Source organism: Rhizobium sullae (assembly GCF_025200715.1).
Taxonomy (GTDB): Bacteria; Pseudomonadota; Alphaproteobacteria; order Rhizobiales; family Rhizobiaceae; genus Rhizobium; species Rhizobium sullae.
Genome location: NZ_CP104143.1, coordinates 2,459,367 through 2,473,190 on the forward strand (window position 1 = coordinate 2,459,367; position 13,824 = coordinate 2,473,190).

Here is a 13,824-nt window from a genome sequence, read left to right on the forward strand (position 1 = left end):
GCCGCCGACCCCAGCGAACTCAAATATGGAAACACGAGCATGACCACCGTTAGACCTCTCAGGATTGGCGTTCTCGTTGCTCAGAAGGAGGGGTTCGAGAACTGGGAGCTTATGATCTTCGATCGGATCATGGCAGATCCGCGCTTTTCCCTCATTACCTTCATTGTTCACCCGAATCCCTTTGGAGATTTGAAAGCCTCGCGGCTCTTCGAGCTGGAATCGCATCTGGAGCGACGGCTTCTTGCTCGACAGCGCCGCTACACTCCCCAAACTTTTGATGCCAATCGGCAACGCTTCGACGATCTCCGGGTATTAGGAACGTACGTTGCCGCCGACATCGACGTGCCCCGCCAGCTCGTCAACGAGCGTGAGCTTGACCTGGTTATCCGACTGACGCCTGCGAGCCTTCCCAGCGATGCAATCCGGGACTTGCCGTTTGGGGAGTGGGCTTTCAATTTCTGCGATCAGAGATCGCGGAAAGCAGACTGGTTCAGCTATCGTGATGTGATTTCCAAGTCTGCGGCGACAGAACTGTTGCTCTATGCAAAGCAGGACGACGCTCGTGTGACGTCGATTGCTTCGCCGTCCTTCAACATCAAATTCAGTGCCGCCCGCAACGCCGCTTTCCTCAAGGAACGCGCCGTAACCCTTCTTATGCGCGAATTGGGTCGGCTTGCCGATAGCCGCGAATTGAAGGCTGAGCCGTCGAGGCGCAATGACGTTGTAAAGCCTCCATCGTCCGTTGATATGGTCCGCTATGCGGGTGGCTTGTCGAGCCATTTCCTGGCGCGGGCAATCAAGGCGCTGAGAGCGAGAATGCATTCCGGCTCTGCGATCTGGACGCTTTATACTGGCAGAGGGCGCATTGACGATTTCGACCCACGGGAATCGGTGGAAATACCGCCGACAAAGAGCGACATCAAAGCGGATCCGTTCCTGTTTCAGTACGGCAACGAGTGCTATTTGTTCTACGAGGCCTATGCCGATGGGGATCGTAAGGCTCACATCGCCGTTGGCCGATTCCGCGGAGACAAGATCGAACCGGTAGGCATCGCGCTCAGTTGCGATCATCATCTCTCCTATCCCTTTGTGTTCCGCGACGGGAAGAGTATCTTCATGATGCCCGAAACTCACCAGTCGCGGCGAATAGAGATCTGGCGGTGTGTTGAATTCCCCCTGAAATGGGAACTCTATTCGACGGCGTTCGAGGGGCGCTCGGCCGCCGATAGCGTGCTCACGCGTCATAAGGGCAAATGGTGGCTATTTACGAACCTCTCCGATTTCCACGCCTATGAAGACCATTGCAGTGAACTCTACCTCTTCGAGGTCGACGGTCCGGAGCTCAAGCGTATCATCTCGCACAAACACAATCCGGTCGTCATCGGGAGCACGGTCGCGCGAAACGGCGGCCGGATCCTCGAAAGAAATGGCCAGCTCTACCGCCCCTCGCAGTGCAACGCTCACGGCATCTACGGATATGGCCTGAATATCATGGAGATTGAGGAACTGAGCCTGACCGCCTACCGTGAGCGTTGTATCCGTACAATTACGCCGGATTTCAAGAAGGGCTTGCGGGGCTGTCATCACTTCGATGCAGCAGGGGAGCGTTATGTCGTTGACGCGCGACTAAGCCTGTGAGTAAGTCATTCTCATCCGTTCGATAGCGCAGACGGACAGAGTTTCCGACTGTCAAAGCGGCTACCGTACCGACGAGGCCCGATGGTGTATCGACGTCGAATAGGCTCCAGTTGATAGACGCATCCGCATCACCATCCAGGCGCTCCAACTGCGGCGCAGTGATCGAGATATCGAATGCGTCAAGCGGCAGCGACAATCCGACGCCGAGGGCCTTCAGGAACGCTTCCTTCCGTGTCCAAAGGCAGTAAAAGCCTTGAATATATGCCTCTGGGGCCAGCATCTTCAGGGTCATGTATTCCTTCGGCGAAAAAAAGTGACCGGCAATGTCCTCTTTCAGAGGCTTTATCGTCTCTATGTCTATGCCGACATGGTAGTGGTCCGATACGGCAAGCATCGCCGTCGTCTCGGTGTGGCTAAGATTGAAGTGAAGTTGCCGCCTGTTTGATCCAGCGATCTGCGGTTTGCCAAAGGCGTTGTAGGTCAGACCTAAACGACGTGGAGCAACGGCGAGGTAGCGTGCGAGGATCCGTCGCAGCCCCGCTCTCCCCGCAATAAATCGGTGACAATCGCGGGCTTGCACAAAGCGCGAGGCACGGGCGATCTCTTCACTTGACAACATCGCGGCTAAATCGGGATCGACGGCGTCGAGGCTCCACGTCCAGATGTCTATGATCCCAGGGCCGGTTGCGTCCCGATCCCGATCATGTGGCATAGGACAGCTCATCGGTGGCAGAGGAGCGCTGCCGAACCATACGCCGGGCAAGATAAGTCACCAGCGCCAGAGGATAATTCTCGCCGAGACTGATGCGGCACGTTCTCTTGAGAATGTCGAGCGACTGCGCGCACATATCAGGCGTGTACTCGATCTTCCTATCGCTCCAGTTGAATGGGTTCATGGCTGGATGGCCGCTCCGCTGTTGCAGAATTGGCTGCCAATTCGTGTAGACGTGACGGCTGGAATCGTAGAGCCGATACACACCGCGCTTGTTCTCGGCCGCAAAGGCACCCGCCGCTTCTGCCGTTTCGAAGATGACGTGCAGCCCTGCGGCGTTCGTCGGGTCATTATGTGGTCCGACGCGCATCATATTGCTTTTGGCAAGGATCTCCGTCATCGCGTCGTAGCGTTTGCGCATGCGGGAAATCATCGGGTCGAGCTTTTTCAACTGCACATTCAGCATGGCGCCCTGGATCTGATTTGCCTTGAAATTGATGCCGAGGATGGGCGGCTCGTTGGCGTTGTCGAGATGACCGCGGAACAACGATCCGATATCATGATACATGCGTGCACGCGCAAAGAGACGCGGGTCGTCGGTCACGAGCGCGCCGCCTTCGCCAATGTTGATGTTCTTGAACTGATTGAAGCTGTATGCGCCGACGTCACCGATCGTGCCGGCACGCCGGCCCTTATAGGTGAGACCGACGGCCTGGCACGCGTCCTCGATGACGATTAGCCTATGTTCCCGTGCAATCCGCATGATGCTGTCCATGTCGCAGACCATGTTTGCCATGTGAACGGGAATGATCGCGCGCGTGTTGGGTGTAATTTTGCGAACGATGTCAGTCGGATCCATCGTCAATGTTTGATCGATCTCGACAAGGATCGGAACTGCGCCGGCAGCCAGTGGAGCGGCTGCGGTCGCAATCCAGGTATAAGCGGGCACAAGCACCTCATCGCCCGGACCGATTCCAGCAGCCACCAGCGCCGCCACCAGCGCCGCAGTGCCGCTGCTCATCGTCAGTCCGTGCTGTACGTTGAATTTGGCGCAGAAGTCCGCCTCAAAACGCAATAGAGGCCCGCCCGTGTCGTCGCCGTAGCGAGCCAATTTACCTGATGCAAGTACCGGCGCGATTGCTAGCCATTCCCGCAGACCCACTGGAGCCATATCCCGTCTCCCCAACAAAATCGACAAGCACTCGAAACGCCAACAGTCCTCAAAGGCCTCATGTGCGTCCCCGCCGACCTATCGAAGAATCTATTCGCAAGACCTGGCGATTTCAGCATGGCCTTCCGGTCAACGATGGCTTGTATATGGACCGACTACCCTCTCCAAAGTCGGTAGACGGCTTAGGCGTTTAGACACTTCTGGCGAGTTCCGAGATGTCCGCAATTTTGCTACTAAGAAATTGATATTGCGAGGGAAGAATATGACTGTCCACGACCTTCGATCAGCGTCGATGAACATGATACTTAGCGCCGACGTTGCAATCATAGGTGCCGGCCCCGCCGGGCTGACCATCGCCCGCGAACTGGAAAACACGCCGATGCGTGTCCTCATTATTGAGAGCGGCGGTTTTGAATACGAAACCGAAACCCAGACCCTGAATGCCGTGGAAAATGTTGGAGAGCCTCTGTCGCGCGGGGACGTCGTGCCGGTTGGCCGCGGGTATACGGACAGTTTGGGATGGCTCAACGACATACCGGCTTTTGAGCTGCGCAACCGCCTCATCGGCGGAAGCACCCATACATGGATTGGCAAATGCGCAACATTCGACGAAATCGACTTTGCAGCTCGCCCCTGGCTCCCCGTTTCGGGCTGGCCGATCACGCGGAGCGACATCCAGCCCGCGCTAGAACGCGCCGCGACACTCCTCAACCTAGGGCCGAATATTTATGACGAACGGCTTCTAAGCCTGCTGCGCTTGCCGCCCGAAGAGATCGGCCTTGATCGCGATCGGTTGCGGAGCTTTTTCTGGCAGTTCAGTCATGAGCGTGCAACCAGCGGCGAGCCGATGCGATTTGCCAACATTTCCCGACAACTCAAAGCTCCCAATGTTGATTTCCTGACGCAGGCTACCGTCACGGAAATCAATCTCAATAATGACGGTCGATGCGTTAGCTCTCTCGAAGCCTATAGCCTTGAGGGAAACAAGGCGATTGTGCGCGCCAAAACGATCGTGCTTTGCTGTGGCGGCATCGAAAACGCTCGGTTGCTGCTGGCGTCGAATTCACTGATGACAAACGGCATTGGCAACAGCAAAGGCATCGTGGGTCGCTATCTCGCTGATCATCCACGCACGTCTCTTGCTCGGTTTAATGGCGTGGGGATCGATGAAATCGCTCGGCATTTCAACTTCTTTGGTCTTCACCACAACGGTCGGACACACTTCTATCTTCGTGGGCTGTCACTCAGTCCGGATACGCAGATGAGGGAGGGCCTTACAAATTGCGCAGCCTATCCCGTTCAAGTCCATCGGGCGGACGACCCTTGGGCAGCGTTGAAACGCCTTCGGCATGGCTTCAGTCAAACGACGCCGGGCGACCTCATTGCTGTCTTCGGCGCAATGAATCTCGTTGCCTCGGGCCTCTACCGTCGGTTTGTCCAGAAGCGCGGACTGCCGCACAGATCCGTCGAGTTACGCTTTGATGCAATGGTCGAACAGCAACTCGATGCTGAAAGCCGGGTGACCCTTTCCGACCGGCGTGACCGCTTTGGCAAGCCTCTGCCGCGTGTCGATTGGAAGATAGGTTCGGTCGAGATTGAAAGCATGAAGCGGCTTGCCCTTTTGATATCGGACGAGTTCCCGCGCGTCGGGTTGCCGCGGCCACATCTGGCGGATTGGATCGCTCAGGATGACAACAGCAAGATGGCCTTCACGGATATGGCGCATCCTTCCTGCACGACGCGGATGGGTGTGGATCCCGCGACCAGCGTCGTCGATGCAAATGCAATGGTGCATGGCGTCAACGGTCTGTTCGTTGCGGGCAGCTCCGTGTTCCCAACGGGCGGCCACGCAAACCCGACGCTTATGTTACTGGCTCTTGCCATCCGTCTGGCGGATCACCTGAAGGTCCGCTTCGCAAGCGAAAGACCACTTCGATCCTCGTTGCCCGACGCCGAAGCCAAAACTACACACCAGTAGATTGGTGCCGCAGTTTCTTTTGAAACTTTGCTGGTGTTGCCGTCAATTTAGGCGAAAATAAAAGCCACTGCTCTCGCTTGCACCCAGTTCTGGATGGGTGTCGATAACACTGGAAAGGGAAGGAATCGGCCAGCGATCGACCAGATGATATCCCAGACCTATAATTTCCGTCAGGAAATCGGCTTCATTGCGTATTTGGTAGGGTACATAGGCTGGGCCAATCCGTTCAAGCGTGACGACGGTAGTGCCTTTTCGAAGGGCGACCTTGTTCAGCAAGAGGTGGCGCGGCAATGAAGGCAGGCGCTTCAGCAAAACCGATGGTGAAACATCGAGATACTGCATCAGGCCGGAACCGAGAAACAACGACAGGGCGCCGGCATCCTCGACCCGATCCACGAAAGATAATCTGGTCAACCCCTCTCGCTCGGCCATCCGCCGGCCGGCTCGAACGATCGCCGGAAGATCGTAAACAACCCATTGGAAGGAGTCGTCGAACGGCAAAAGCTTGCGGAATGCACGGTATTTGGTTCCCATATGGCCGCCGGCGTCGACAACTCCATCGATGTCATCCATGAGATGGCGCATCCAGAAGAGCACAGGGTAATCCCAGGGCGTGACTTGGCACATTTTTTCGAATGCCACATGTGCAACTTCGTCGTGATCATAGCCAGCGAGCGTTGATGATCTTGCAGCAGCAATGGCTTCATCGAAGGACGAATATGCACCGGTAAACCGGCGTGGAAACGGCGATAAATAGCGCAACCGACCTTGCACGGCCAGAATTAGGCCGAACGACCGGTTAAATCCGTTTGCGACATTACGCAAAAAAGGATGCGCATTTCTGGTTACATAGGAAGCAAGCATCATGCGATTGTCCCGTCAGTTACGGCCGACCACGAAAATCGGGATCAAACCGCTGTTCACTCTGCGCAATACAACCAGCGCGCCGATATAAATGGCCCCACCAGCTAAGACTTGAAGCGCGATGGAGGACAGACGCTCCATCGCAGAGACCTCGGCAACGTAGCCGAGCAAATAGACCGTTGCCGACATGGCGGCGATAGCGACCGCAACATAAGCGCAATTGGACAGCACACGATTCCAGGCCAGTCCGCCATAGCGCCCTTGCAGCCGTGTTGAAATCAGGAAAGACATGAGTGCGGCGGCGCACTGACCCAATGCTGTCGCCTCGATGCCAAAAGGCGCTAGGACAACGATCAGACCGATGCACACAACGCCGTTCAGAAGGATGGCGCGAGGCATCTTTGCGATGTGCCCAGTGAGCGAGAGCAAGGGTTCTGTTAGAAGGCCGGGAACGAGAAGGACTTGCTTGATCGCCAGTATGGCAACCAGGACGGCTGCCGGCGCCCAGTCACCACCAAGTGCAATATCGACAAGGCCCGTCGAAACCAGCGCCAGGCCAAGATAGACTGGAGCGGAAATGACCATAAGAAGCATCATGAAGGTCGTTGCCATGGCACCGACATTTTTCGCAGCGTTTTCGGCGTCCGATTGCGCGACAGCCTGGCGAAAGACGGTCCAGGCCAGCATGCGCGCCGGTTCCCCGATCAGTTCCGAAAAGGCTGCGACGATGCGTTCGGCGGCGCGATAGTACCCGGCGTCGGCAAGGCCGACGAAACTCCCCAGTGCCAGAGTACCTGAGTAGGAGCGTAAGAAGAAGATCAGCCGGTTCGCCAGGATATGGCGCGAAAAGTTCAGAACCTCGATCATGAACGGCCACGTCAGATACAACTTCGGGCGCCAGCGCAAAACAGCGGCCGTGATAATCAGGCTCGTCACCTGCATGGCAAGCCGCCCCGCGATAAGCGAAATGACGCTCCAGCCGCTCCACAGGCCGATGAAAGTCACGCATAGGCCGCATAATTCCGCGACGATGCGTATGAAAGCCTGCTTGCGCAACATGCCTCTGGCTACGAGAATTCCATCGTAGACAGTGGATAGCGACGACGGCAGGAACCAGCAGCAGTAACATGCAATCAGCGTGCCTTCCCATAACTGGTGAAGCGGAAAGGCGATGACCGCCGCAACGCCGAAGCCAATAGTGGTCACGAGAGTGCCGGACAGAACTGAAAGGGTGGCGACTTGATCGAGCTCGTCGCCGGGTCCGCCGGTCTTCATGACGAATTCTCCCCAACCGCCCTCGGCGCATACCACAAGGAGTATCGCAATTGCCGAACTGTATGCATAAAGGCCGAATTGTTCCAACGACAGGAGCCGGGCGGCGGCGATGAAAGCGGCAAGCTGTACCGCTTGTGAAATGATCTTCGCTGCCACAGTCCAAGCGCCGTCGCCAATGATGGACGGCAGCCGCATGGGGATCCAGGCTGATAGTTGGAAACGGTTTGATTTCGGTGCATTCGCAAGCGGGGGCGCCATCAATGCATCGCCTCGATAAAAAAGCAGGTGCTTGATTTCGGTTCGCCAAGTTCAAAGCAAACAGTCTCGAGTAACCGGATTCCCGTGATATTTAAGCTGCGATTGATACTATTCTCCATAGCCTGGAACCGCCCAAAAGGTCTTCGCATCGACGGTCCAAATTCAGGACACATTCGCCGGCTAATCTTAATCTGCTCTAAATCTCGCACCGATAGACTGCCGATTCGGAAGAATCTCAAGCTGCTGTGCTGACAGAACTGAGGATTGGTGACCATAACAATGTGTTCAAGCCTTTCTTGTTGGCGGCCATGGGCCAAAACTCAAAGCCGTTGATGAAATACGCAAAACCACACCGCCTCATCTCGGGACGGATTCCGGTGCCCAAAGCAAAATACGGCCTGCGCTGGTTCGTGGCATTGTTCTGTCTGGCGTTTTGGATCGCTATCGCTATCGCCGTCATTTGGTAAGACGCTCCCTTTCGTTCTGCGCCAAAAACACGACAGCCACCGTTGTCCACAGGATCGCCAAGTCTGTTGTCAGCGAGCACGTGTTGTAATAGTCGACGTCGAACTGCACCCGTTCATCATACGTGGTGTCGCTACGCCGGTGGACCTGCCATAGGCCGGTAATGCCCGGCGTCATGGCGAGATAGTAGTGGATCTGGCGGCCGTAACGCTCCATTTCATCGGCCACGATCGGCCGCGGTCCGACAAGGCTCATATCACCGCGAAAAACGTTCAAGAGCTGCGGAAGCTCATCAAGGCTCGTCATCCGGAGATATTTTCCAAGCCAATGGACACGCGGGTCGTTGACCAGCTTCTGGGTTTCATTCCATTCGGCGCGCCGCTCAGGATCATTGGCGAGAATGCTGGCCAGCCGCGCATCGGCGTCCTTCCGCATCGACCGGAATTTCAGGCATGGGAATGAGCGGCCGTGGCGGCCGATACGCTCGTGGCGGAATATGAGCGGTCGTCCATCCACCAGCAGCAGGGCCACCGCGATAAGCGCGAAAAATGGCAGAAAGAAAACTAGAGCCGAACCGGAAATCAGGATGTCCCCGGCACGCTTCAGGCGATAATCTCTCGACGTCGGCCGTCTTAGCCGAGCCGATTGCCCATTCTGAGCAACGCCATCAAAGAACGATAGCATTTTCCAACCCCGTTATATCTCAACCTACAGTTAAGGTTGGCAGTGTCGGCCGGAATAGACAATTGACCAGAACGGCTAAGCCGTAGTCAGATAGAAGTAGGTCCGAGTACTGATGGCGGGACTACTGATTTATTGAACTTTTTGAAACTGTCGATACACGAGAGGACAGAACCGCTTTCAATGAGCGTATCTGCTCGATGCCGTTCAATTAAATGAATGGACGGCGATGCGCGGCGGATCGATTTCCGGACCGTTCAGGTAGCCTGCCGGCAACGCCGGCCAAGCTCGTCCGCTCCAAGATCCGCCCATAAAGAGCAATCAACGCTTCGCCCCAGGTTTCTGGGGAATGAGCTAGACTAGACGCGTTGATGAGGCCGTTCAAACTCATGGAGCGCACCATCGCATCATCGGCTGCAAGTTGTCGCATCGCCGTCGCCAGCGATCCGATGTTCCCCGTCCTGAATGTCAGCGCGCAACCGAATTCCTCAAGCTCGTTTCCCAACAAAGCGGCGTCAGGCACAATGACGGGAATTCCGCTTCCGATCGCCTCGACGGCGGCAAGCGCGAAAGGTTCCGGCACGCGGGACGATACGACGATGGCGCGCGCATTATGCAGGAGTTCGTGCATCTCCCCTTTCACTTTCCAGCCATGAATGATGACCTCGGGATAGTCGCGTTCCAATAGAGACCGCCCGGCACCATCGCCGATGATCTGAAGCCTCACATTGGCAAGCCGTGCCGCCCGCGCAGCATCCTCGAAGCCTTTTTCCGGCTCGAGCCTTCCCACGAAGAAAAAATCCCGCATCGTCCAAGGTTCGGCCCCTCTGCGCAGAAACGGCTCCACCGGATTGCGAATGGTCTCGATATGATCAGTGCAGATGCCGGAACGCTCGAAATATTCGCGCATCCGTTGGTGCACGATGACGATATTGGCCGGGAGTTCACTCGTCGGATAGAGCCTTTCGCGCAGCACATGCCGGGCGGAACGCCAGATTTTCTCGTGATAGCCGCGCTTGTCGCATTGCGTCGTCATGCATGGCACCGACATCGGCGTGAGCAGGCAGACGGTGTCTTTCCGGTAATTTGCAAAGCCGCCGTTCGGGCAGCACAGGAAATAATCATGCGCATGCAGGACCACCCGCTGGCGGACCGGCCATAGGGCCTGGAAGATGGAGGGCGAAAGGATCTTCGACCAGCCGTGGACATGATAGATCGTCGAAGCCGTGTCGGCGCTGTCGATAACCTCGCGCACGGCTTCGAGCGCCTGCGTGTTGTAAAGCCCGCTGATTAACGCTGCGATGCGGCCCTGATCGGTCAGCGGCGCACCGCCGAGATTGATGGTGTCGTCCGCCGGCAGCTCGCTTCCGGCCGCGTCGCCCGCCAGATAGGTTACGGGAATGCCGGCGCGTTTGAGCAGGTGCGCCGACAGAATGGCAAGGTTGGAGGCTCCTCCAACCTTTGTCGAACGATCATTAATGACGACAACACGGTCGGGATAGCGCGTGATCACGACCCTACCCCATCGTTCTGATCTTCTGCGGTGCAAGCCTGCCCGTCAGAAGATCGAAAAGTGCGATCGCATTGCCCTTGAGGCGCCCTTTCCGGTCGACCCAGGGTTCGGGGCGCCAGACTTTGACGAGATTGGCGGCCAGATTCCGGCCCATTTGCGCAGCCGCCCGTCCGGAACTCAGCGTTTTCTTGCGCACGAGATAGATCGGATTGGCGATCTGCGAATATCCGAACTTGATGCCGGTCGTTCGTCCGGCCTTCGTACCGAGATGCACGCCTTGGAGATGGTCGGCACACATGACCTCGCCATAGCGCGCCATCATGCGGCTGAAGTCGACATCTTCGAGCCAGCCGTAAAACGGCAGGTTCTCGTCAAACCGGACTCCTGAAGCCACGATCGCCGAAACGCGGACAGCCATGTTGCAACCATAGGCGTTATAGATCGGCTTGAAGGATTTCTCGTGTTTCTGCGGGCGGCGAACCTTCTCTACCAGCTTAAGGCCGTCGCAGACCGAGATGCCCGCCCCGGTGATCCCGTCGGCGATGACCGTGCCCGTCGACATGACGATATCGCGCCGGGTGCGAAACAGGAGCTCAGTGTCCTCGATATAAGTGGGCGTCATCAGGAAATCGTCGTCGAGGAAGAGCACCACATCCGCATCGACGATGCTGTCGAGAATTGTGTTGCGCTGAAGGCAAAGCCCGCGCTCTGAAACCAGCACCCTGACCGGGCATGCAAGCGAGGAAAGGCTCATTCGGTCGACATCTTCGAGCAAGGGCACGCAGATGACGACCTCCTCGGGCTGACGCGTCTGGCGCGATATATGGGGAAGCACGGCAGAGAGGATTTCGCTCCTGCCTGAACTCGCGATGCCGACAGCCACCTTGAGCGGGCGCCCGCGCGGCTTGTCATTGAAGGCCAGATGGGGAGCGGCCGGTTTTACGGCAGGTTCGCTCGGCCGCGACGAAGCAGGCTTTCTCGGTGAACGCTTCCTGCCGCCGCTGCGATTGGCGATGATCCCGAGAAGGTTGACCCGCGACGTGCCAAAGCTCGCAAGCGCGGCGGACAGCCGCTCGATGGTCATTTTCTTCGGCTTGCCGACGACAATCGCGATGCCATCCAGATAGCTGAAGATATGGCGGGTATCCGCCGAACCCTCAAATGCCGCCAGATCGACGATGACGACGCCGTAGCGCTGCCGGAGCAACTCGATTTCCGTCTTGAACGCGGCAAGATGACCGAAGATCTGATGGGATGCGGCAGACCGTGTTGTCTCCTCGACGGTCAGCACGGGAACCAGCGTGGAGGCTTCAGCATGCTCGTCGACCCTGCTTCTCCTGCTCCTGCGGCCGTGCTCGTCGTGACGTGCCACGACATGTTCCGCGGCTTGCGGCTCATCTGCGCCAATATGATCTATCCGCAGCGCGCGGAGCCCGAAGTCCTCCCCGGCAGCACTTGCCACTTTGCTCAGGAAGCCGTTTTGGAAATCGGCATCGACGAGCACGACCGGCGTGCCTTCATTCTGGTAGAGCTGCGCGAGGTTCGCGGCAACCGTCGTCTTTCCTTCGCCGCTGCCGACCGACGTGATGCCTATTACCATTGGCGAATTGGGTCGGAATGCCGAACCAATGGAGCTCTTCACGCCTCGCAAGGCCTCGGTGAAATCGCAATAGGGCGCATCAAGCACACGGCGTAGCGGCATCGCGGCCTGCAGGTTTGCCGCCTTCGCCCCGGCGGGCAAAACTGCCGTTGCGCCCTGAAGCGGCAGGCTGCCGAGCGAAGCTATGCCAAGCTCCTGACGCAGCCTGGGATTCAAGTGAATCCCCTTGCCCTTTCCATCGACAAGCAACGCGAGCAAGAGACCACCCGCCAGGCCCATCAACGTGGTGAAGGGCAGGATAATGGAGGATTTCGGCGAGCTCTTCGTCAGCGGCGCGGACGCGGCCGTCACGATACGGGCATCTCCGAGCGGAAACGACTGCTTCTGTAGCGTACCGGTCAGTTGCTGGAGAATTCCTTCGTAGATGCGGCGATAGGTCGTTGCACGGCTTTCCATTTCCGTCAGTTTGACACGCGCCAGGTTTTTATCTCTGACGGTAGCAGTCAGTGCTGCCATCTGGTCGTTGAGAAGCCGTTCCCGCGCTTGAGCAACCTGGAGGGTCGTTTCGTACACCTTCTGAACGCGGACGAATTCATTCCTGATCTCGCCGGTCAACCGAGCAACTTCATCTCTGGCAGCCACGATCGCAGGGTTGCCGGAGTCGTAGCGGCTCACGAGAGTGTTCAGCCTGGCAGTTGCGAGACTGACGTCCTCCTGCAGCTTTTGTATGCGGGGATTGTCGATAGTCTCCTGAACGCTGCCGCCAATCGCCTCTCCCGCCATCAGTCGATTGAGGGTTTCTAACTTGGCAGATGCCGCCGCCGTCTCGGCGCTTGCCGCCATTGCCTGACTGCTAATTTCGGACAATTGCTGCTGGTCCAAAGACGCCGTGCTGCCAACCTCCATGATGCCGTTCCTGGCCCGGAATTCTTCCGCATCCAAAGCCGCCTCACGTGCTTGCTTCTCGACGTCGATCAATCGGGTTTCCAGCCAGTCTGCCCCGCTTTGGGCGGCTGCTGCGCGCGCGCCGACGGTGGAATCCATGTAGGCCTGTGCAAGAGCGTTCGCAGCCCGGGCTGCCTTTTGAGGATCGGCGGATCTGTAGCCGACTTCAAGGATATACGATTGTCCTACTCTAACGACCGAGACCCGCGACAAGAACGACGCCATCGTACGGCGGATGAGTCTCTCATCATCGGATGTCTTCTGACCAGGTTCGTCAGATTGAACTGCTTTGCTGATTACCGACCGAAGCCAGCCCTTGGCGACCGACTGCCACGACGCGTTATCCTGGATTTCGGGGTCCTCATAGAGGTTGAGCTTGTTGATAACTGCTTTCGCGATTGGCTCCGACTTGATTATCTCCACCTGGCTGGCAATTTCCGCAGCCTCGATGATGATCGTTCCCGTGAAAGCGTCCTGCGATGCGATCTGGCCCTGCTCGGGATCCATGACGAGGCGGGCGGCCGCGAAGAAAAGGGGTGGCTGCGTGGCGACATAAACACCACCTGCGGCGGCGCCTACCGCCGTGAAGAAAGCGAGCATCAAGGTGTGGCGCCGGAGAAAGCGCCATATGTCACCGAACGATATATTTTCCGCGTCAGGTGATTGCTTCTTGCCGAACTGATCGCCGGGGACAAGCTTGCCGATTTCGTGAACAACCATATCG

Annotated in this window: 10 protein-coding genes; 3 read left to right on the forward strand and 7 right to left on the reverse strand. The window is 57.3% G+C overall.

What is annotated here, in order from left to right; genetic code table 11:
• The first annotated feature begins 39 nt into the window (after positions 1-39).
• Positions 40-1,638, forward strand: coding sequence for a glucosamine inositolphosphorylceramide transferase family protein (locus N2599_RS12535; protein ID WP_027510217.1), 1,599 nt, complete (start codon positions 40-42; stop codon positions 1,636-1,638).
• Here the strand turns inward: N2599_RS12535 and N2599_RS12540 are convergent.
• Both N2599_RS12540 and N2599_RS12545 read right to left on the reverse strand, forming a co-directional pair.
• Positions 1,559-2,350, reverse strand: coding sequence for a 4'-phosphopantetheinyl transferase family protein (locus N2599_RS12540; protein ID WP_027510216.1), 792 nt, complete (start codon positions 2,348-2,350; stop codon positions 1,559-1,561). The two genes, N2599_RS12535 and N2599_RS12540, sit on opposite strands and share 80 nt — an antisense overlap.
• Entirely contained in the window at positions 2,340-3,521 is a 1,182-nt protein-coding gene (locus tag N2599_RS12545; protein WP_037141945.1) for a DegT/DnrJ/EryC1/StrS family aminotransferase, read from the reverse strand. Before N2599_RS12545 ends, N2599_RS12540 begins: the two co-directional genes overlap by 11 nt.
• Before the next feature lie 292 nt (positions 3,522-3,813).
• Between N2599_RS12545 and N2599_RS12550 the strand changes: the two genes are divergently transcribed.
• A complete protein-coding gene (locus tag N2599_RS12550) occupies positions 3,814-5,499 on the forward strand; it encodes an FAD-dependent oxidoreductase (protein ID WP_244915105.1) in 1,686 nt (561 codons plus the stop codon).
• 42 nt (positions 5,500-5,541) lie between these two features.
• Here the strand turns inward: N2599_RS12550 and N2599_RS12555 are convergent, their stop codons facing one another.
• Together N2599_RS12555 and N2599_RS12560 are read right to left on the reverse strand one after the other, a co-directional pair.
• Positions 5,542-6,366 (reverse strand): methyltransferase, TIGR04325 family, encoded by an 825-nt coding sequence (locus N2599_RS12555; protein WP_244915104.1) that lies wholly within the window; start codon positions 6,364-6,366, stop codon positions 5,542-5,544.
• 12 nt (positions 6,367-6,378) lie between these two features.
• Positions 6,379-7,833: an oligosaccharide flippase family protein gene (locus tag N2599_RS12560; RefSeq protein ID WP_051336572.1), complete on the reverse strand. Its 1,455-nt coding sequence runs from the start codon at positions 7,831-7,833 to the stop codon at positions 6,379-6,381.
• A 308-nt stretch (positions 7,834-8,141) separates the two neighbouring features.
• On the opposite strand from N2599_RS12560, the gene N2599_RS12565 reads away from it, so the two are divergent.
• Complete coding sequence (locus tag N2599_RS12565; RefSeq protein WP_027510214.1) at positions 8,142-8,363, forward strand: hypothetical protein; 222 nt, start codon at positions 8,142-8,144, stop codon at positions 8,361-8,363.
• On the opposite strand, the gene N2599_RS12570 is transcribed toward N2599_RS12565, so the two are convergent.
• The 3 genes from N2599_RS12570 to N2599_RS12580 all read right to left on the reverse strand — a co-directional run bounded on the left by N2599_RS12570 (position 8,353) and on the right by N2599_RS12580 (position 13,820).
• Complete coding sequence (locus N2599_RS12570) at positions 8,353-9,045, reverse strand: sugar transferase (protein WP_027510213.1); 693 nt, start codon at positions 9,043-9,045, stop codon at positions 8,353-8,355. The two genes, N2599_RS12565 and N2599_RS12570, sit on opposite strands and share 11 nt — an antisense overlap.
• Before the next feature lie 208 nt (positions 9,046-9,253).
• Positions 9,254-10,555, reverse strand: coding sequence for a glycosyltransferase family 4 protein (locus N2599_RS12575; protein ID WP_063829598.1), 1,302 nt, complete (start codon positions 10,553-10,555; stop codon positions 9,254-9,256).
• A gap of 4 nt (positions 10,556-10,559) precedes the next feature.
• Positions 10,560-13,820 carry a nucleotide-binding protein gene (locus N2599_RS12580; RefSeq protein WP_167333900.1) on the reverse strand — a complete coding sequence of 1,087 codons (3,261 nt, stop codon included), beginning with the start codon at positions 13,818-13,820 and terminating at the stop codon, positions 10,560-10,562.
• Positions 13,821-13,824 lie beyond the last annotated feature (4 nt).

Coding starts and splice junctions, on each gene's coding strand:
- N2599_RS12580 (WP_167333900.1), bottom strand. CDS start 13,820: ATGGTTGTTCACGAAATCGGCAAGCTTGTCCCCGGCGATCAGTTCGGC.
- N2599_RS12550 (WP_244915105.1), top strand. CDS start 3,814: ATGAACATGATACTTAGCGCCGACGTTGCAATCATAGGTGCCGGCCCC.
- N2599_RS12545 (WP_037141945.1), bottom strand. CDS start 3,521: ATGGCTCCAGTGGGTCTGCGGGAATGGCTAGCAATCGCGCCGGTACTT.
- N2599_RS12535 (WP_027510217.1), top strand. CDS start 40: ATGACCACCGTTAGACCTCTCAGGATTGGCGTTCTCGTTGCTCAGAAG.
- N2599_RS12560 (WP_051336572.1), bottom strand. CDS start 7,833: ATGCGGCTGCCGTCCATCATTGGCGACGGCGCTTGGACTGTGGCAGCG.
- N2599_RS12555 (WP_244915104.1), bottom strand. CDS start 6,366: ATGATGCTTGCTTCCTATGTAACCAGAAATGCGCATCCTTTTTTGCGT.
- N2599_RS12570 (WP_027510213.1), bottom strand. CDS start 9,045: ATGCTATCGTTCTTTGATGGCGTTGCTCAGAATGGGCAATCGGCTCGG.
- N2599_RS12540 (WP_027510216.1), bottom strand. CDS start 2,350: ATGCCACATGATCGGGATCGGGACGCAACCGGCCCTGGGATCATAGAC.